Source organism: Nocardioides sp. GCM10027114 (assembly GCF_042659625.1).
In the GTDB taxonomy this organism is placed as follows: domain Bacteria; phylum Actinomycetota; class Actinomycetes; order Propionibacteriales; family Nocardioidaceae; genus Nocardioides.
This window is the reverse complement of record NZ_JBHSSS010000016.1, coordinates 13506-31652: the sequence shown is the minus strand read 5'-3', so window position 1 is coordinate 31652 and position 18147 is coordinate 13506. Positions and strand designations below refer to the sequence as shown.

At 73.1% G+C, this 18147-nt stretch carries 22 protein-coding genes and 1 riboswitch; of the genes, 14 read left to right on the top strand and 8 right to left on the bottom strand.

Annotated features, from left to right (window positions below; all coding sequences use genetic code 11):
• Positions 1-35 precede the first annotated feature (35 nt).
• Positions 36-165: riboswitch (FMN riboswitch) on the top strand.
• A gap of 87 nt (positions 166-252) precedes the next feature.
• The 7 genes from ribD to ACFP2E_RS07890 all read left to right on the top strand — a co-directional run bounded on the left by ribD (position 253) and on the right by ACFP2E_RS07890 (position 5344).
• The gene (gene ribD, locus ACFP2E_RS07920; protein WP_378522104.1) at positions 253-1326 is read left to right on the top strand and encodes a bifunctional diaminohydroxyphosphoribosylaminopyrimidine deaminase/5-amino-6-(5-phosphoribosylamino)uracil reductase RibD; all 1074 of its coding nucleotides are present in this window, start codon (positions 253-255) and stop codon (positions 1324-1326) included.
• Positions 1327-1947, top strand: coding sequence for a riboflavin synthase (locus ACFP2E_RS07915; RefSeq protein WP_378522103.1), 621 nt, complete (start codon positions 1327-1329; stop codon positions 1945-1947). It abuts the gene before it with no gap.
• A complete protein-coding gene (locus ACFP2E_RS07910; protein WP_378522102.1) occupies positions 1944-3215 on the top strand; it encodes a bifunctional 3,4-dihydroxy-2-butanone-4-phosphate synthase/GTP cyclohydrolase II in 1272 nt (423 codons plus the stop codon). The genes ACFP2E_RS07915 and ACFP2E_RS07910 overlap by 4 nt, the downstream gene beginning before the upstream one ends.
• Positions 3212-3700 (top strand): 6,7-dimethyl-8-ribityllumazine synthase, encoded by a 489-nt coding sequence (gene ribH, locus ACFP2E_RS07905; RefSeq protein WP_378522101.1) that lies wholly within the window; start codon positions 3212-3214, stop codon positions 3698-3700. Before ACFP2E_RS07910 ends, ribH begins: the two co-directional genes overlap by 4 nt.
• Positions 3701-3774: 74 nt before the next feature.
• Positions 3775-4041 (top strand): phosphoribosyl-ATP diphosphatase, encoded by a 267-nt coding sequence (locus tag ACFP2E_RS07900; protein ID WP_378522137.1) that lies wholly within the window; start codon positions 3775-3777, stop codon positions 4039-4041.
• 33 nt (positions 4042-4074) lie between these two features.
• On the top strand, positions 4075-4917 hold the full coding sequence (hisG, locus tag ACFP2E_RS07895; RefSeq protein WP_378522136.1) for an ATP phosphoribosyltransferase: 843 nt from the start codon (positions 4075-4077) through the stop codon (positions 4915-4917).
• A complete protein-coding gene (locus ACFP2E_RS07890; RefSeq protein ID WP_378522100.1) occupies positions 4901-5344 on the top strand; it encodes a PH domain-containing protein in 444 nt (147 codons plus the stop codon). The genes hisG and ACFP2E_RS07890 overlap by 17 nt, the downstream gene beginning before the upstream one ends.
• A gap of 4 nt (positions 5345-5348) precedes the next feature.
• Here the strand turns inward: ACFP2E_RS07890 and ACFP2E_RS07885 are convergent, their stop codons facing one another.
• From ACFP2E_RS07885 to ACFP2E_RS07850, 8 genes are read right to left on the bottom strand one after another with little or no spacing between them, the layout of a single operon-like run.
• The gene (locus ACFP2E_RS07885; protein WP_378522099.1) at positions 5349-6269 is read right to left on the bottom strand and encodes an aldose 1-epimerase family protein; all 921 of its coding nucleotides are present in this window, start codon (positions 6267-6269) and stop codon (positions 5349-5351) included.
• 22 nt (positions 6270-6291) lie between these two features.
• Positions 6292-6903 carry a uridine kinase gene (locus ACFP2E_RS07880; RefSeq protein ID WP_378522098.1) on the bottom strand — a complete coding sequence of 204 codons (612 nt, stop codon included), beginning with the start codon at positions 6901-6903 and terminating at the stop codon, positions 6292-6294.
• Between the two features lie 2 nt (positions 6904-6905).
• The gene (locus ACFP2E_RS07875; RefSeq protein ID WP_378522097.1) at positions 6906-8120 is read right to left on the bottom strand and encodes an amino acid deaminase/aldolase; all 1215 of its coding nucleotides are present in this window, start codon (positions 8118-8120) and stop codon (positions 6906-6908) included.
• On the bottom strand, positions 8120-8581 hold the full coding sequence (locus ACFP2E_RS07870; RefSeq protein WP_378522096.1) for a hypothetical protein: 462 nt from the start codon (positions 8579-8581) through the stop codon (positions 8120-8122). The genes ACFP2E_RS07875 and ACFP2E_RS07870 overlap by 1 nt, the downstream gene beginning before the upstream one ends.
• A 51-nt stretch (positions 8582-8632) precedes the next feature.
• Positions 8633-9799: an LLM class flavin-dependent oxidoreductase gene (locus tag ACFP2E_RS07865; RefSeq protein WP_378522095.1), complete on the bottom strand. Its 1167-nt coding sequence runs from the start codon at positions 9797-9799 to the stop codon at positions 8633-8635.
• A 4-nt stretch (positions 9800-9803) separates the two neighbouring features.
• Complete coding sequence (locus tag ACFP2E_RS07860; RefSeq protein WP_378522094.1) at positions 9804-10832, bottom strand: ABC transporter substrate-binding protein; 1029 nt, start codon at positions 10830-10832, stop codon at positions 9804-9806.
• Complete coding sequence (locus tag ACFP2E_RS07855) at positions 10829-11650, bottom strand: ABC transporter ATP-binding protein (RefSeq protein WP_378522093.1); 822 nt, start codon at positions 11648-11650, stop codon at positions 10829-10831. The genes ACFP2E_RS07860 and ACFP2E_RS07855 overlap by 4 nt, the downstream gene beginning before the upstream one ends.
• On the bottom strand, positions 11638-12306 hold the full coding sequence (locus ACFP2E_RS07850; RefSeq protein WP_378522092.1) for an ABC transporter permease: 669 nt from the start codon (positions 12304-12306) through the stop codon (positions 11638-11640). Before ACFP2E_RS07850 ends, ACFP2E_RS07855 begins: the two co-directional genes overlap by 13 nt.
• Before the next feature lie 358 nt (positions 12307-12664).
• Between ACFP2E_RS07850 and ACFP2E_RS07845 the strand changes: the two genes are divergently transcribed.
• The 7 genes from ACFP2E_RS07845 (at position 12665) to pheS (ending at position 18145) form a co-directional block, all read left to right on the top strand.
• Positions 12665-13183: an SseB family protein gene (locus tag ACFP2E_RS07845; protein ID WP_378522091.1), complete on the top strand. Its 519-nt coding sequence runs from the start codon at positions 12665-12667 to the stop codon at positions 13181-13183.
• A 250-nt stretch (positions 13184-13433) separates the two neighbouring features.
• Positions 13434-14186: a translation initiation factor IF-3 gene (infC, locus tag ACFP2E_RS07840; RefSeq protein WP_378522135.1), complete on the top strand. Its 753-nt coding sequence runs from the start codon at positions 13434-13436 to the stop codon at positions 14184-14186.
• A gap of 64 nt (positions 14187-14250) precedes the next feature.
• Positions 14251-14445, top strand: a complete 195-nt coding sequence (rpmI, locus tag ACFP2E_RS07835) for a 50S ribosomal protein L35 (protein ID WP_378522090.1) — start codon at positions 14251-14253, stop codon at positions 14443-14445.
• 66 nt (positions 14446-14511) lie between these two features.
• Positions 14512-14898 carry a 50S ribosomal protein L20 gene (gene rplT, locus ACFP2E_RS07830; protein WP_378522089.1) on the top strand — a complete coding sequence of 129 codons (387 nt, stop codon included), beginning with the start codon at positions 14512-14514 and terminating at the stop codon, positions 14896-14898.
• A gap of 5 nt (positions 14899-14903) precedes the next feature.
• Positions 14904-15746 (top strand): TrmH family RNA methyltransferase, encoded by an 843-nt coding sequence (locus ACFP2E_RS07825; protein ID WP_378522088.1) that lies wholly within the window; start codon positions 14904-14906, stop codon positions 15744-15746.
• Positions 15747-15784: 38 nt separating this feature from the next.
• Positions 15785-16891, top strand: coding sequence for an ATP-binding protein (locus ACFP2E_RS07820; protein ID WP_378522087.1), 1107 nt, complete (start codon positions 15785-15787; stop codon positions 16889-16891).
• Positions 16892-17023: 132 nt separating this feature from the next.
• The gene (gene pheS / locus ACFP2E_RS07815) at positions 17024-18145 is read left to right on the top strand and encodes a phenylalanine--tRNA ligase subunit alpha (RefSeq protein WP_378522086.1); all 1122 of its coding nucleotides are present in this window, start codon (positions 17024-17026) and stop codon (positions 18143-18145) included.
• Positions 18146-18147 lie beyond the last annotated feature (2 nt).

The window sequence follows — 18147 nt, the reverse complement described above, 5'->3', positions numbered from 1 at the left end:
CCGTGTGGCACCCTTGTGCCAGCAGAGCCATGTGCTCGCGTGCACTGGGGTCGGTGAAATTCCGAGCCGGCGGTGAAAGTCCGCGACCCGGTCACAGCCAGTGACCGGTTGACCAGGTGGAACTCCTGGACCGACGGTCAGAGTCCGGATGGGAAGCGCACGCCGCAGGTCCCGACCGTTGCGACGGTCCGGGCAGCCAGGCCTCCCACCACCCCTGTCCCGCGGGCCGCCGACACGGACGGAGCGAGACGCATGGGGCGCGAGAGGCCCTTCACCGGGGCGGAGACCGTCGCGATGCGGCGTGCGCTCGCGCTGGCGGCCACGCCCGGCGTCCCCCTCGGCCCCAACCCCCGCGTCGGCTGCGTGCTGCTGGGAGAGGACGGCACCGCCGTCGCCGAGGGCTTCCACCGCGGCGCGGGCAGCGCCCACGCCGAGGTCGATGCGCTGCGTGCCGCCGGCGAGGACGCGCGCGGGACGACCGCGGTCGTGACGCTCGAGCCGTGCAACCACACCGGCCGGACCGGGCCGTGCGCCGAGGCGCTGCTCGCCGCCGGTGTACGCCGCGTGGTGTTCGCCCAGCCCGACCACAACCCCGTTGCGCAGGGTGGCGCCGAGACGCTGCGCGCCGGGGGCGTCGACGTCGCCGGCGGCCTGCTCGAGGACGAGGCCCGGGCCCTGAACCGGGCCTGGACCTTCGCGCTGGACCACCAGCGCCCCTTTGTGACCTGGAAGTTCGCCGCCACCCTCGACGGACGCAGCGCCGCGGCCGACGGGACCAGTCGCTGGGTCTCCGGCCGCGCTGCCCGCCTCGACACCCACCGGCTCCGCGCGGAGTGCGACACGATGCTGGTCGGGACCGGCACCGTGCTGGCCGACGACCCGCAGCTCACGGTCCGCGACGAGGAGGACCGGCCGCTGCCGCGTCAGCCCCTGCGGGCCGTCATGGGCCTGCGCGAGATCGACCCGGCCAGCCGTGTCCTGGACGACCAGGCCGAGACGGTCCTGCTGCGCACGCGTGACCCCCGCGAGGCGCTCGCCGAGCTCTTCGCGCGCGACCGGCAGCACGTCTTCCTGGAGGGCGGCCCGACGCTCGCCGCGGCCTTCCTGGCGGCCGGGCTCGTCGACGAGGTCGTCACCTACGTCGCGCCGATGCTGCTCGGCGACGGCCGCAGCGCCGTGGGCGACCTCGGCATCGGCACCATCGCCGACGCCCGTCGGCTCCGGCTCACGGACGTCACCACCGTCGGCACCGGCGCCGACGCCAACGTCCGCCTCACCATGACCCCGGGGGAGACCCCGGGGCCCAGCCCCCGAGAGGATCGCTGAATGTTCACCGGAATCGTCGAGGAGCTCGGCACCGTCGAGCATGTCGAGGACCAGGGCGACGCCGTACGGCTGACCGTCCGTGCCACGACGGTGCTCGAGGACGCGAAGCTCGGCGACTCGATCGCCGTCAACGGCTGCTGCCTCACCGTGGCCGCCCGCACCGACGACACCTGGACCGCCGACGTCATGCAGGAGACGCTCGACAAGACCTCGCTGCGCGGCGTCGCCGCGGGTGACCGGGTCAACCTCGAGCGCGCGGTCACCGCGCAGACCCGGCTCGGCGGCCACATCGTGCAGGGCCACGTCGACGGCGTCGGCGAGGTCCTGCGGCGGACCCCGAGCGAGCACTGGGAGGTCGTGGAGGTCTCCGTCCCCGAGCACCTCTCGCGCTACCTCGTCGACAAGGGGTCGATCACCGTCGACGGCGTGAGCCTGACCGTGGTCGAGGCCGGTGCCGACCGGTTCACCGTGAGCCTCATCCCCGAGACCCTGGCCCGGACCACGCTCGGCTTCCGGGCGCCGGGGGACCGGGTCAACCTCGAGACCGACGTCATCGCCAAGCACGTGGAGAAGCTGGTGCGCGCCTACACGCGCCCCGAGGAGCAGGAGACCCCCGCATGACCCCCCGCACCCCCCAGCACGGGACGGTCCGGCTCGACAGCGTCGAGCGTGCGATCGCCGACATCGCCGCCGGCAAGGCGGTCGTGGTCGTCGACGACGAGGACCGCGAGAACGAGGGCGACATCATCTTCGCCGCGTCGAAGGCCACACCGGAGCTGATGGCCTTCACCATCCGCTACTCCAGCGGCGTCATCTGCGTGCCGATGCCCGCGGACATGCTCGACCGGCTCGAGATCCCGCTGATGACCCCGCACAACAAGGACCGGCTCCGCACCGCCTACACGATCTCGGTCGACGCCCGCGACGGCGTCTCGACGGGGATCTCGGCGGCCGACCGGGCCCACACCGTGCGCGTGCTCGCCGACTCGGCCACCGAGCCGTGGGAGATCACCCGCCCCGGCCACGTCTTCCCGCTGCGCTACCGCGAGGGCGGCGTCCTGGTCCGGCGCGGGCACACCGAGGCGGCGGTCGACCTCGCCAAGCTGGCGGGCCTGACGCCGGCCGGCGTGCTCGTCGAGGTCGTCAACGACGACGGCACCATGAAGCGCGGGCCGGAGCTGCGGGAGTTCGCCGACGAGCACGGGCTCGCGATGATCTCGATCGAGGACCTCGTGAAGTACCGCCGCCGCCACGAGGTGCTCGTCGAGCGGGTCGCGGAGACGCGGCTGCCGACCAAGTTCGGCGACTTCACGGCGTACGGCTACCGGATCACGGTCGACGACTCCGAGCACATCGCGCTCGCGTACGGCGACCTGTCGGGCGACCAGCCGGTGCTCACCCGGGTCCACTCCGAGTGCCTGACCGGCGACGTGTTCGGCAGCCACCGGTGCGACTGCGGCCCGCAGCTCGACGAGGCCCTCGAGCGGATCGTCGCCGAAGGTCGCGGCGTCGTGGTCTACCTGCGCGGCCACGAGGGGCGCGGGATCGGGCTGGTGGCCAAGCTGCAGGCGTACGCGCTGCAGGACGGCGGTCGCGACACCGTGGACGCCAACCTCGACCTCGGCCTGCCGGCCGACGCCCGCCACTACGGCACCGCCACGCAGATCCTGCGCGACCTCGGCATCGGCAGCGTGCGGCTGCTGACGAACAACCCCGACAAGAGCACCAGCCTCGAGGAGTTCGGGGTGCCCGTGGCGGCGCGGGTGCCGCTGACCCCTCACCCCAACGACCACAACCTGGCCTACCTGCTGACCAAGCGGGACCGGATGGGGCACGACATGCCCCACCTGGCGGCCGACACCGTGACACAGAACGGAGACGCATCGTGAGTGGAGCAGGATCCCCCGACCAGACCCCCGTCGACTGCCACGACCTGCGGGTCGCGATCGTGGCGGCCAGCTGGCACGAGACCGTGATGGCCGGCCTCCTCGACGGCGCCCAGCGGGCGTGCAAGGACTACCGCGTCGAGGCGCCGGTGCTCGTGCGGGTGCCGGGCACCTTCGAGCTCCCCGTGGTGGCCCACACCCTGGCGAGCCAGGGGTACGACGCGGTGGTGGCGCTCGGCGTGGTGATCCGCGGCGGGACGCCCCACTTCGAGTACGTCTGCCAGGCGGCGACGGACGGCCTCGGGCGCGTGGCGCTGGACCACCAGACCGCGGTCGGTTTCGGCGTGCTCACGTGCGACGACGAGGAGCAGGCGCTCGACCGGGCCGGCCTGGCGACGTCCCGCGAGGACAAGGGCTACGAGGCCGCCTCGGCCGCGCTGGTGACGGCGCAGACCCTGCGGTCGGTCAAGCGCGGCTACGACACCTGACCCCCCGTCGTGAGCCCGTCGTCGGCCGGCGGGACCGCGTCGGGTGTGTCACCGGACACGCTCTAGGCTGGTGGATCGTGAAGACGTTCGAGGGGCTCTGGGAAGAGCTCAGTGAGAAGGCGCGCACGCGCCCGGAGGGTTCCGGCACGGTCCAGCAGCTCGAGGCCGGCGTGCATGCCATCGGCAAGAAGCTCGTCGAGGAGGCCGCCGAGTCCTGGATGGCCGCCGAGCACGAGTCCCGCGAGCGGGCCGCCGAGGAGATCAGCCAGCTGCTGTACCACGCTCAGGTGCTGATGCTGGCCAGCGGCCTCACGCTCGACGACGTCTACGCCCACCTCTGAGGAGACCGCGTGACCCAGAACCACAACGGCGGGCTGCTGCGGGTCGCCGTCCCCAACAAGGGGGCGCTCTCCCAGTCCGCCTCGGAGATCCTGCGCGAGTCCGGCTACCGCCAGCGCCACGACTCCAAGGAGCTCACGCTGGTCGACGCCGAGAACGGCGTCGAGTTCTTCTACCTGCGTCCCCGCGACATCGCGCTGTACGTCGGTGAGGGGACGCTCGACGTCGGCATCACCGGCCGCGACCTGCTGCGCGACTCCGGCGCCAAGGCCGACGAGGTGCTCGGCCTCGGCTTCGGCCGCAGCCGCTTCCACTTCGCCGGCCCCGTGGGCCACTACCGCGAGCTCGCCGACCTCGCCGGCAAGCGCATCGCCACGTCGTACACCGGTGTGGTGCGTGCCTTCCTCGAGGAGCGCGGCATCGAGGCCACCGTCACCCGCCTCGACGGCGCCGTGGAGACCAGCATCCAGCTCGGTGTGGCCGACGTGATCGCCGACGTGGTCGAGACCGGCAGCACCCTGCGCGCCGCGGGCCTCGAGACGTTCGGCGAGACGATCCTGGAGTCGGAGGCCGTCCTGGTCACCCGCGGCGGGGAGATCCCGCCGGGCTTCGAGATCTTCCGGCGCCGGCTCGAGGGCGTCCTGGTCGCGCGCAGCTACGTGATGATGGACTACGACATCCGCGCCGAGCGCGTCGAGCAGGCCTGCGCGCTGACGCCGGGCATCGAGAGCCCCACCGTCTCGCCGCTGCACCGCGAGGGCTGGGTGGCGGTCCGGGCGATGGTGCCGCGCGCCGGTGCCCAGCGCCTGATGGACGAGCTGTTCGAGCTGGGTGCCCGCGGCATCCTCCTCACCGACATCCATGCCTGCCGACTCTGAGCTGTCGCTGCCGCACACCTGGCGCCCGCTGGGCGTGCGGCTGGCAGGAGCGTTCTTCGGCGGGGCGCTGCTCGTGGTCTGCGTGGCCGCCTGGTTCGCCTTCGACCCCGAGACCCGGGCGAAGTTCACCCCGTTCCAGCGCGGCACCCTGCTGTTCCTGGGCGCCCTGGCCTTCTCCGCCGGCTTCGCGCTGACCCGCTCGCGGGTCGTGGCGGAGGAGGACCGGCTGGTCGTGGTGAACGGTTACCGCCGGCGCGAGTTCGAGTGGGCCGAGGTGCTGGCGGTGCACCTGCCGCCCGGCGCGCCCTGGGCCGTGCTCGACCTCGCCGACGGCACGACCGCAGCCGCGATGGGCATCCAGGGCTCCGACGGTGCGCGGGCACGTCGCCAGCTGCGCGAGCTGCGCGGGCTGATCGCCCGCCCCTGACGTCTCAGCCGACCGCGCGGACGCCCCAGGACGCGGCGAAGGTGTCGCCGTCCTCGCCGGCCGGAGCCAGCACCCGCAGCCCCTCGCCGGACCGGAACGCGTCGGCGGGAGCGGTCATCGGCTCGACCGCCAGGGACCGCCTGGCCGTCGCCGGCACGTCGTCACCGGAGTAGACCTGCAGCCAGCCGTGGGCGGCGTCGACCCACAACGCCACCCCGTGGCCGGTGGCGGGGTCCGCCAGGACCGTCACCGCGTGGCCGTGCTCGTCGCGGACCAGGTCCGTGAAGGCGTCGTCGAACGCCGTCGCGCCGATCTCGCGGCCCCCCGTGAAGTCGTACGCCGTCCCGGCGACCGGCTCGCTGCCCACGGGGATCAGCCGGTCGTCGACGAGCAGCCGGGTACGGGCCGGCAGCGTCAGCCGCAGCCCGTCCACGGGACCCGAGCCGACGGCGAGGTAGGGGTGGGCGCCGTGCGCGTAGGGCGCGGGCTCGGGGGAGAGGTTGGTGACGGACTGCGTGACCGTCAGGCCGTCCGCCGACAGGTCGTGGAGCACGTGGAGGTCGAGCGTCCAGGGGTAGCCGCTCTGGGCCATGAGGCGGCACGACAGCGAGACCGAGGTGTCGGTGTGCTCGTGCACCGTCCACGCCGCCCAGCGGACCAGGCCGTGGGAGGCGTTGCCGCGGGGGACGTCGCTGATGGGGAGCTGCAGGTCGTGCTCGCCGAACCGGTAGGCGCCGTCCCGGATCCGGTTGGGCCATGGGGCCAGCAGCTGGCCGCGGCCGCCGGACGGCATCGCGTCCTCGTCGAAGCCGTCGAGCAGCGGGCGCCCTTCGTGCTCGAGCATTCGGAGGGTGGCCCCGGACTCGGTCACGACGGCCCGGTAGCCGCCGGCCCGGATCTCGAACTGGTCTCCTGTCAGCGGCATGGGAGCACCCTAGTGCGGTGGTTCAGCCACCCGGGGCGAGGCGTCCCCAGCCGTCCACCCGCAGGTCGGCGGTGCCGGGGAGGCCCTCGCGCGCGAAGTGCTCCCGCTCCGCGGCGTGCCACACCTCCAGCTCGGACCGGATCTCGTGGCCGTCCCGGTCCAGCGCCCGCTCGAGGCGCAGCGCGTCGTCGTCGGCGGCGACCCACACGAGGCAGGCCCGCCGGTGCGCGAGGGCCCGGGCCCCCGCGCCGACGCCGTCGAGGACGAGCAGGTCGACCGGGAGCACCTCCTGCTCCTCGCCGACCCGGCCCTGCTCCCAGTCGTAGCGCCGGTAGCGCGCCGGGTGCCCGCCGGCGAGGGGCTCCACGACGAGGGTGCGCAGCCGGTCGGCGAGGCCCGGCAGCCCGCCCCAGCCGTCCAGCAGGTCGTCGGTGTGCACGACCTGGACGCGAGCGCCCCGCGCGGTCGCCTCCGCCGCCACGGCCCGGGCCAGCACGGACTTGCCCGACCCCGACGGCCCGTCGACGCAGACCAGCCGCCCGCGCCCGAGCCGGGCCGGCGACGACAGGGCGCGCTCCAGGACGGTGGTGACGGTCGTGGCCGGCACGGTCGAGGAGGACCCGGAGGAGGACACCGTCAGAACACCTGGCCCAGGCCGCGGTACGTCGGCACCGAGCCGACCACCTCCTCGCCCGAGACGAGGTGGACCTCGTTGGCGTGCTCGAAGAGCTCGCCCGACTTGGCGTGCCGGAACCACACGAGGTCGCCGATCCGCAGCCGGGCGGCCGTCGGCCCGGTCAGCGGCGTCTGCACCTCACCCGCGCCCTCGAGCGCCGTCAGCTGGAGGCCGGCGGGCGCCCACGGGACCGGCAGCCGGTCACGGCCCGCCGCGCCCGAGGCCACGAAGCCGCCGCCGTGCACTGTCACGACCAGCTGGTGCGGCCGGCGTACGACGGGGACGGCGAAGTACGCCGCGGGGCGCGGCTCGAAGGACCGGTAGTGGTCGAAGAGGGCGGGCACCAGCAGTCCCGAGCCCGCGGCCACCTCGGTGACGGTCGGGTCCTGCGCCGTCTCGGCGACCGAGCCCGAGCCGCCGGCGTTCCAGAACTCCAGCTCGACCTCGCCGTCCAGCGCGCGGGCGACCTCGCGGCGCCGGAGCGCCAGCTGGGCGTGGGAGGCCGACTTGAGGCGGCGGACCACCGCGGAGCGCAGCCGGTGGTGCGGCACGTCGTCGGCGACGCCGGCGACCTGGCCCTCGTAGGTCATCACGCCGACCAGCCGGAACCCCTGCCGGTCCGAGACCGCGCGCGCCAGCCGGATCACGTCCGCCACGTCGTGGAGCGGCGACCGCTTGGGGCCGACGTGGCGGCCGGCGACCTGGAGCCCGGCGTCGACGTCGATGGCCACCCGCACCGGCACGGCCCGCGAGGAGCGCAGGCTGTCGACCAGGTCGAGGTGGTCGACGTGGTCGACCATGAGTGTGATCGCCGCGGCCGCCTTCGGCGACGTCACCAGCCGGGACAGCGCGGCGCGGTCCACGGACGGGTAGGCCACCAGCAGGTCGTCGGAAAGGCCCTCCTCGTGCAGCCAGAGGGCCTCGGCGAGGGTGTAGCAGAGCAGCCCGCGGAAGCCGGGTCGGGCCAGCGCCCGCTCCAGCAGCGCCGGGACGCGGACGGACTTCGTGGCGAGGCGCACCGGCGTCCCGTCGGCGCGGTGGACCAGGTCCGCCGCGTTGGCGTCGAAGGCGTCGAGGTCGACCACCAGCAGCGGGGTGGACGTCAGTCGTGCCTCGGCCACGGCGGTCCCGAGCCGCGACCACAGGGCGTCGCGGTCGGCGGCCGTGGCCGCCATCAGGTGATGCCGCGCTTGCGCAGGATGGCCTCGATGTCGGCCATGTCGTCGTCGTCGTCGAGCGCCGGCTTGCCGGGCCCGGCCGCCTTCGGCAGCTGCTTGTCCTTGCGGCCCTTCGCAGCCCGGGGCTCGCCGTCGCCGCCCTTGACCGCGCGACCGCCGACCCCGCGCTCGCGCAGCACGCCGGAGACGAGCAGCAGCATCACGGCCGTGCCGGCCAGCGCAATGCCGATCCACACGCGCGGGCTGAGCACGAGGCCCGTCGCCCAGTCGGCGACGGAGCCGCCGATCTCGGTGAACATCTCCATCGTGCCGGTCATCCACGCCGCCGGGGGGAGCAGCGTCAGTCCGGCGCTGCGGAGGCCGGACGCGATCCCGCGCCTTCGGAACGCGACCCAGGTCCACGCCGCCAGCAGCAGCGTGAGGGTCAGCGTCAGGGCGCCCCAGGTGACCTCGTCCACACCCCCAGCCTTGCACACGGTCGGTGGGGCCGGGGGCGTGGACGGGGCCGGTCAGACGGCCGCCGGAAGCTGCCCCGGGACGGGCGCGCTGCCGAGGAGCCCGCGCGCCCGGAGCAGTGGCATCACCCCCTCGGCGAACCAGTGGGCTTCCTCGATGTGGGGGTAGCCGGACAGGATCAGCTCGTCGATCCCGAGCCGGTGGTACTCCTCGATCCGGTCGGCCACCTCCTCGTGGCTGCCGACCAGTGCCGTGCCGGCTCCGCCGCGGACCAGCCCCACACCGGCCCACAGGTTGGGGGCCACCTCCAGCTCACGGGCGGAGTCGAAGGTCGACCGTCCTCCGCGCAGCGCCGTCATCCGCTGCTGACCCGTCGACTGCGTCGCGGCGAGGGCGTGCTGGGCCCCGGCGACGGCGGCCGGGTCGAGCGTGTCGAGCAGCCACTGGGCGTGCCGCCACGCCTCCTTCCCCGTGTCTCGGGACAGGGTGTGGATCCGCAGCCCGAACCGCAGGTCGCGCCCCTCGCGCGCGGCGAGGTCCCGCATCCACGCGATCTTTTCAGCGACCTGGTCCGGCGGCTCTCCCCAGGTCAGGTACACGTCGGCGTGGCGGGCCGCGACCGGCCCGGCCGGGCCCGAGGACCCTCCGAAGTAGATGGTGGGAAGCGGCGAGATCCCGCCGCTGACCAGCGCACCGCGGACCGGGTAGCGCTCCCCGTCGTGGTCGAAGGGTGCGTCCAGCCAGGTGCCGCGGACCACGTGGAGGAACTCGTCGGTCCGCGCGTAGCGCTCCTCCTTCGACACCGTGTCGCCGAAGCGGGACTGCTCGGTCGGCTCGCCGCCGGTGACGACGTTGAGCAGCAGCCGCCCGCCCGAGATGCGTTGGTAGGTCGCCGCCATCTGCGCGGCCAGGACCGGGTGGACGACGCCGGGACGGAACGCGACGAGGAACTTCAGCCGCGACGTCTCCCTGATGAGCGCCGCTGTCGTGAGCCACGCGTCCTCGCAGAACGTGCCGGTAGGGGTGAGCACCCCCTCGAAGCCGAGGTGCTCGGCGGTCCGTGCGACCTGGGCGAGGTAGTCGATGGTCGGCTCGCGGTAGCCCTGCGTGGCGGTCTCGCGCAGGCCGGAGCGGACCGTGTGGGGCACGCCCTGGCCGGCCCCCAGGAGGGAACGGCTGTCGCCGGGCGTGGGCAGGAACCAGTGCAGCGTGAGGTTCATCGTCTCACCCACCCTTCGTGACGTCGTTGAAGGCGTCGGTGAAGAACCCTGTGACGTCGAGGCCCTCGGGCAGCAGTCCGGCCGCGGCGAACGTGTCTGCCATCTGCTGCTCGGAGTCGACGACGTCGGGTCCGATGGGGGCCAGCTCCACGTCGCGCTTGCGCACCGCGGCGAGGGTGACCTCCTCGGGGAGGCCGGTCTCCTCGGCCCACGCCTCGGCCCACTCCTCCTGGTGGGTCCGCGACCACACCTGCGCGCGCGCGATGCGCGCGAGGTAGTCCTCCAGAGCGGCCCGGGTGGCGGGGTCGTCCAGTGCGGCGTGGGAGACCGTCTGGAAGATGTATCCGTTCACGACGCCCCGTCCGGTCGTCAGCACCCGCGCATCGGCCTGGATCTCGGCCTGCGAGGTGTAGGGCTCCCACGTCACCCAGGCGTCCAGGTGCCCCGACGTGAACGCCGCCAGGGCGTCCGCCGGCTGGAGGTTCTGGACGTCGAGGTCGTCGTACTCGAGACCGGCGCGGTCGAGCTGCGCGAGCAGGTGGTAGTGCGCCGAGGAGCCCTCGGCCACGCCGACCTTCGCGCCGGCGAGGTCCTCGACCGACTGGATGTCGGAGTCCTCCGGCACGAGGACGGCGTCACCGCGCCCGCCGTACGTCGCCGCCTGCACGGCCGTGAACTCTCCCCGGGCGGCGGCCGCGAACAGCGGCGGTGTGTTGCCGACGCCGCCGACGTGGAGGGAGCCCGAGTTGAGTGCCTCGAGCAGTGGCGGACCGGAGGTGAACTCCTGCCAGGTGATCTCGTACGGCACGTCGCGCAGCTGGCCAGCGGCCTCGAGCAGCGCGCGGGACCCGCCACGCTGGTCGCCGACCACCAGGGTGACCTCATCGAGGTCCACGGAGCCGTCCTCGTTCACCGCGGCCTCGTTGCCGGTCGCGGCTCCGCCGCACCCTGCGAGCAGGGCGGCCGCGGCCAGCAGGCCGCCGGCGCGGAGGCGCGCCTGCGTCCGGTTGGGGTGGGGAAGTCGGGTGGTCATGCTGCTCCTTCGTCTCGTCGGTGGCTGGTGGTGCGGTTCGGGTTGGGTGGCAGGGGCCGGACACCGAGGGCCTGGAGGATCTCGGTGCGGGTGGTGGCGATCTCGGGTCGGGACGGCGCCCGGTCCGTGCGGGGCAGGTCGTCGAGCACCCAGGTGCGCACGATCCGTCCCTCGTCCATGAGCACGACGCGGTCGGCCAGCGCGAGCGCCTCGTCGACGTCGTGGGTGACGAGGAGGATCGCCATGGCGTGACGCCGCCACAGCTCGATGACGAGCTGGTGCATCTCGATCCGGGTGAGCGCGTCGAGGGCGCTGAACGGCTCGTCGAGGAGCAGCAGGTCGGGGTTGCCGACGAGCGCGCGGGCGAGCGACACGCGCTGTGCCTGGCCGCCCGAGAGCTGGAGCGGCCAGCTGTCCAGCCTCCCTCCCAGCCCGACCTCCGACAGGGCGTCCTCGGCGCGCCGGCGCCGGGCTCGGCGGTCGAGGTCGAGCAGGGCCAGCTCGACGTTCTGGCCGACGGTTCGCCACGGCAGCAGCCGTGGCTCCTGGAAGGCCACGGCCGTCCTGCCGTGCACCTCCACCTCGTCGGCCGGTGCGGGGTCGAGGCGGGCGAGGCTGCGCAGGAGCGTCGACTTGCCGCACCCGGAGCGGCCCAGGAGGACCACCAGCTCGCCGCGCCCGATCTCGAGGTCGACGTCGCGCAGCACCTCCACCCGGCCGAAGGACCTGTGGTGCCCGGTCAGCCGGGCGACGTGCCGCGACGACCCGCCCCTGGTCGGGGCCGCGGTGGGGTGAGGGGGAGGGGTCAGGAGCGCCATGCCAGGGCCTTCCTCTCGAGGTGACGGACGATGGCGTCGGTCGCCAGACCGAGCAGGCTGTAGACGGCCAGGCCGACGACGATGACGTCGGTCTGGAGGAAGTCCTTCGCGTGGAGGATCACGTGGCCCAGTCCCTCGGAGGCGCTGATGGTCTCGGCGACGATGAGGGACAGCCAGGCGATGCCCAGGCTCTGGCGCAGGCCGACCAGGGCCTGCGGGAGGGCGCCCGGGAACACGACGTGGCGGATCCGCTGCGTCCAGGTGAGGTGCATCGCCGCCGCGGCCTCGAGGATCTTCCGGTCGATGCCGCGGATGCCGGCGAAGGTGTTGAGGTAGAGCGGGAAGGTGGCCCCCAGGGCGATCAGGGCGACCTTGGGCGTCTCGCCGATCCCGAACCAGATGATGAACAGCGACACGAGGCCGAAGTGCGGGACGGTCCGCAGCATCTGCATCGGCGGGTCGACGGCGTCCTCGCCGACCCGGGTCAGCCCGGCGACGACCGCGAGGGTCACGCCGACGAGGGCGCCGATGGTGAACCCGATGCCGACGCGCTGCACCGACACGAGCGTGGCCGTGCCGAGCGTCCCGTCCTGCACCAGTCGCACGAAGGTCTGGCCGATCTGCTGGGGAGAGGCGAGCGTGCGCTCGTCGAGCATCCCGGTGCTGCTCGCGAGCTGCCAGAGCGCGACGATCGCGACCGGCGAGATCCAGCGCCTCAGGGCCTCGATCCGGGGGCGGCGCCCTCGTCGTCGCCCCGCGGTGCCGGCCGTGGATCGTCGGGCGGTCCGTCGAGCCTTTGGTTCCGCTGGTCCTGCTGTCGGAGGTGGAGGGGCGGTGGCGGGCTGGAGCCCTGCTGCCGCCGTCGTTGGTGTCTCGGTCGTGGTGGACATGCGGAACATGCAATACATCTAGACCAATTAAATCAAGCAAGACACTAGACAATGGGCGTGTCGTGGGTCACGAGGCCGGGCCGGTGCTGACGGGTCGCGGTTGCTCGTCGGCACAATGGAGGCCATGGCGACGCAGGAGGGAGACGGGCGGCTCATCCCCGACCCGGGGTTCGCGGGCGACGACGGTGCAGCCCCCGCCCGGCTGGTGGCTGCGCTGGCGGCGTACGCCGCGGACCGCAGCCGGTACGCCGAGGCGCTCGCCGAGCTGCGGCAGTCGCGGCTGCTCGTGCCCGTGGTGGCGGTGCTGGGGGAGGTCGAGGTCGACGCGGCGGGCCTCGCACACGACAAGTCCAGCGACATGGCCACCGTCCTGCTCACCGGGCGTGACGGCCGTCAGGCGCTGCTGGGGTTCTCGGGCATCGACCGGCTGCACGCCTGGAACCCGCAGGCCCGGCCGGTGCCGGTGACCGCCGTGCTGGCGGCGCAGTCCGCGGTGCAGGAGGGCGCGGACGCGCTGCTGGTCGACGTGGCCGGACCGGTCCAGCTGGTGGTGCAGGGCGAGGACCTGACCGCGCTGGCGGCCGGCTGGACGCTGGGTCGGGTGGGGGAGCGCACCGCCTGGATTCGGCCGCCGGAGGAATGATCCGGTAGCATCCCGCGTTGACCGATGAGTTCCCGTGCGTGCACGGGGGCACATCCCACAAGCGGAGGCAGCAACACGGTCTCCCACCCGCACCGACCGCCCAGCTCCACAGGTCGTCGGGTCCGGTCACGAGAGTGCTTCAGTCGGTGCCCACGGTATCCGTCCGACGCGGTCTCGGCGGCGTGATCCCCGTGAGGGTGGTGCGCCCGTGCGACTGGCTTCCGCTTGAGACAGAGCGGAAGCCTTTGTCATTTCCAGGGCGCGCACCAGCGGCCCGGGAGAGGCGCAGGCATCCGGCCGCGCTTTCCCAGGAGGACACATCAGCACCGAGCTTCGTATCAACGACCGGATCCGGGTACCCGAGGTCCGCCTCGTTGGTCCCAACGGCGAGACCGTCGGCATCGTCCCCACCGCCGACGCGCTCCGACTCGCGCAGGAGGCCGACCTCGACCTGGTCGAGGTGGCCCCGATGGCGCGCCCTCCGGTCTGCAAGCTCATGGACTACGGGAAGTTCAAGTACGAGAACGCCCAGAAGGCCCGTGAGGCGCGCCGGAACCAGACCAACGTGATCATCAAGGAGATGAAGCTCCGGCCCAAGATCGACCAGCACGACTACGAGACCAAGAAGGGTCACGTCGTGCGGTTCCTCAAGGCCGGGGACAAGGTGAAGATCACGATCATGTTCCGTGGTCGCGAGCAGCACCGTCCGGAGCTCGGCTTCCGGCTGCTGCAGAAGCTCGCGGAGGACGTCGAGGAGCTCGGCTTCGTCGAGTCGGCTCCCAAGCAGGACGGCCGCAACATGATCATGGTGCTCGGCCCGCACAAGAAGAAGGCCGACGCCAAGGTCGAGATGAAGGCCGCCAAGGAGTCCAAGGCCGCCGAGCGCGCCGCCGAGGAGGCCGAGGAGCGTGCCGAGCGCACCGCTGCGAATGCCGCCCGTCCGGCCGCGCAGAAGAAGGAGCGTCGTCGCTCCGAGAACCTCGACCCCGACATCGAGGCCTGAGACCACCCGCAAGGACTGAGAACGGGTCGCTGCCCCCGCGGCCCGGTGGAAAGAGAGCAGAGAGATGCCGAAGAACAAGACGCACTCCGGTGCCAGCAAGCGCTTCCGGGTGACCGGCTCGGGCAAGATCCGCCGCCAGAAGGCCGGTCTTCGCCACAACCTGGAGAAGAAGCCCTCCAAGATGACGCGTCGCATGGCCGGCACCACCGAGGTCGCCAAGGCCGACGTCAAGCGCGCCAAGAAGCTGCTCGGTCTCTGAGCCGACCCCCTCGGGTCGAGCCGGGACCTCCCACCCCAGAACGTTTGTTGAACAAGGAGTACTGACATGGCACGCGTCAAGCGCGCAGTGAACGCACAGAAGAAGCGTCGGGTCGTCCTCGACCGCGCCAGCGGCTACCGGGGCCAGCGCTCGCGCCTCTACCGCAAGGCCAAGGAGCAGGTCACCCACTCGCTGGTCTACAGCTACAACGACCGCCGCAAGAACAAGGGCAACTTCCGCAAGCTGTGGATCCAGCGCATCAACGCCGCCGCGCGTGCGCAGGGCATGACCTACAACCGCTTCATCCAGGGCCTGAACCTCGCCGGTGTCGAGGTCGACCGCAAGATCCTCGCCGACCTCGCCGTCAACGACGTCGCCGCGTTCAACGCGCTCGTCGAGACCGCGAAGGCCGCCCTGCCCGAGGACGTCAACGCGCCCAAGGTCTCGGCCTGAAGCAGGTGACCCCCCTCGCTGCGGGCAACGCCCGCATCAAGGAGGCACGGAAGCTCAGCCGCCGCTCGGTTCGCGCCGAGCGGCGGCTTTTCCTTGCCGACGGCCCGAAGGCCGTCGCCGAGGCGCTGTCCGTGCCGGACTGCGTCGTCGAGGTCTTCGCGACCGAGGCCGCCACCGGCCAGTACGCCGACCTCGAGGCGCGCAGCCCGCGCTGGACGCTGGTCGACGACCGGGCCATCGCCGGGCTCAGCGACAGCGTCACCCCGGCCGGGGTCGTCGCGGTGTGCCGCTTCGTCGACGTGCCGCTCGCCGAGGTCCTAACGCCGTTGGTTGAGGTGCGAGGCCGGCCACGGCCGAGTCTCGAAACCCCTGCACCGACGCAGGGCCCCCGCCTCGTCGCTGTCTGCGCTGACGTGCGCGACCCCGGCAACGCCGGCACCGTCATCCGCACCGCCGACGCCGCGGGGGCGGACGCCGTCGTGCTCGCCGGGTCCTCCGTCGACGCCTACAACCCGAAGACGGTCCGGGCCACGGTCGGCAGCCTGTTCCACCTCCCCGTCGCGACGGGAGGCGACCCCGCCGCCGTCGTCGAGGCGGCCCGTGGCGCGGGGCTGACCGTGCTGGCCGCCGATGGCGACGGCGAGACCGACCTCTTCGAGGCCGACAGCCTGCTCGCCGGGCCCACGGCCTGGCTCCTGGGCAACGAGGCCTGGGGCCTCCCTGCGGAGCTCGCAGCGCTCGCCGACCACCGGGTGCGGATCCCGATCCTCGGACGGGCGGAGAGCCTCAACCTCTCGACCGCCGCCGCGGTCTGCCTCTACGCCTCGGCGCGCGCCCAGCGCGGTTGACGGCCCCGGACCCGTCGCTGCTGCCTTAGGGTGAGCGGGTGGCCCCAGACTCGGCAAGGACAGCGGCCCCGGGCACTGCGCCGGGGATCGACGCCCGGCAGCTGGCCGACGCGCTGCCGGACGGCGTCGTCCTCGCCGACGCGGAGCAACGGGTGGTGCTCGTCTCCGCCGTCGCTGCGCGGATGCTCGGCGTCGAGGCCGACGACGTCGTCGGCAAGCCGGTCGCCGACGTGCTCGCGCTCCAGAACCAGGCCGGGAACGACTGGATGTCGTGCAACCGCCCCTACGACGGGCTGCGGACCCGGGTCGCAGTGCCCGAGCAGTCGTGGACGCTGCCGCAGGGCACCGAGGTGCTCGTCAACGCCCGCATCGTGCGGAGCGAGCCGGGGGGACCGGTCTCCCACGTCGCCGTGGTGATGCGCTCCGGCCGGGGACGCGCGCGGCTCGACCGCGAGCGGTCCGACCTGGTCGCCACGGTCGCCCACGAGCTGCGGTCCCCGCTGACGGGCGTGAAGGGCTTCGTCGCGGCGCTGCTCAACCGCTGGGAGAAGCTCAACGACGAGCAGAAGAAGCTGATGCTCACCACCGTCCATGCCGACTCCGAGCGGCTCAGCCGGCTGATCGCAGAGCTGCTCGACGTGGCCCGCATCGACACCGGGCGGCTCTCCCTCTTCCCGCGACCGTGCGACGCGACCGTGCTCGTGCGACGGGTCGTGGACTCCGTGCAGGCCGGCACCGCCCGGCGGATCCACTACGACCCGCCCGAGGGGTTGCCGGAGATCAGCGTCGACCCCGACAAGTTCACCCAGGTCGTCACGAACCTCGTCGAGAACGGCGTGCGCCACGGCGAGGGGACGGTCACGGTCACGACGACGCCGCTCGGCGGCGGTGACGAGTTCCCGGGCGTCCGGCTCGTGGTGGAGGACGAGGGCGAGGGCATCGCCCCGGAGATCCGGCGCCGGGTGTTCACCAAGTTCTGGACCAGCGGGGTGCGCGGCGGCTCGGGGCTGGGCATGTACCTCGTCAACGGGCTGGTGCGGGCGCACGGCGGCAGCGTGACCATCGGAGACGCCGCCGGGGGAGGGGCGCGGGTCGAGCTGGTCTGGCCGGCCGAGGACGCCCGCCCGGGTCGGCCCCGCGACTGAGTCTCGGAACCCCGTCGCACCGCACGCACCGACCTTCCTAGACTTGTGCCCCGTGCCGGCGGCAGCCGGCCACGCCCACGGACCGGCGAACCGCCGGCCCAGCCACTGCACAGTGCCGCCCGGAAGGCAGAGATGTCGGGACCGAACACCGATTACGACCCCGTCGAGGTCACGCCCCTCAAGGCCGAGGAGGTCGAGGCGATGCGTGACGCGGCCCTGGCCGCCATCGCCGGGGCCGCCGACCTCGCCGAGCTCAAGGAGGTCCGTCTCGCGCACGCCGGGGACCGGTCGCCGCTCGCACTCGCCAACCGCGAGATCGGGGCGCTCCCGCCGCAGGCCCGCAAGGAGGCCGGCCAGCGGGTCGGCCAGGCCCGGGGCGCCGTCAACCAGGCCCTCGCCAAGCGGCAGGCCGTGCTCGAGGAGGAGCACGAGGAGCGGATGCTCGTCGAGGAGACCGTCGACGTGACGGTCCCGACCGACCGCGAGCCCGCCGGTGCGCGCCACCCGCTCACCACCGGCGCCGAGCTGGTCGCCGACATCTTCGTGGCCATGGGCTGGGAGGTCGCCGAGGGCCCGGTCATCGAGGCCGAGTGGCTCAACTTCGACGCGCTCAACCTCGGGCCGGACCACCCGGCCCGCACCATGCAGGACACCTTCTGGACCGACCCGTCCGATCAGGGCGTGGTGCTGCGCACGCACACCTCGCCGGTCCAGGCGCGGACGATGCTGACGCGCAAGCCGCCGATCTACGTCGTGTGCCCGGGCCGGGTGTTCCGGACCGACGAGTACGACGCCACGCACAGCCCGATGTTCCACCAGGTCGAGGGCCTCGCCGTCGACGAGGGCATCACCATGGCCCACCTCAAGGGCACTCTCGACCACTTCGCCACCGCCATGTTCGGCGAGGGCATCACGACCCGCTTCCGGCCGTCGTACTTCCCCTTCACCGAGCCCAGCGCCGAGGTCGACCTCGTGTGCTTCGTGTGCCGGGGGACCGGCACCGACGCAACCGGCCAGGGCGGCCCGAGCTTCTGCCGCACCTGCCGCGGCGAGGGCTGGATCGAGTGGGGCGGCTGCGGCGTCGTGAACCCGCGCGTCCTGACCGCGTGCGGCGTCGACGCCGAGCGCTACTCCGGCTTCGCGTTCGGCATGGGCATCGACCGCACGCTCATGTTCCGGCACGGCCTCGAGGACCTGCGCAGCCTGTTCGAGGGCGACATCCGCTTCACCACGGCCTTCGGAACGGAGCTCTGACC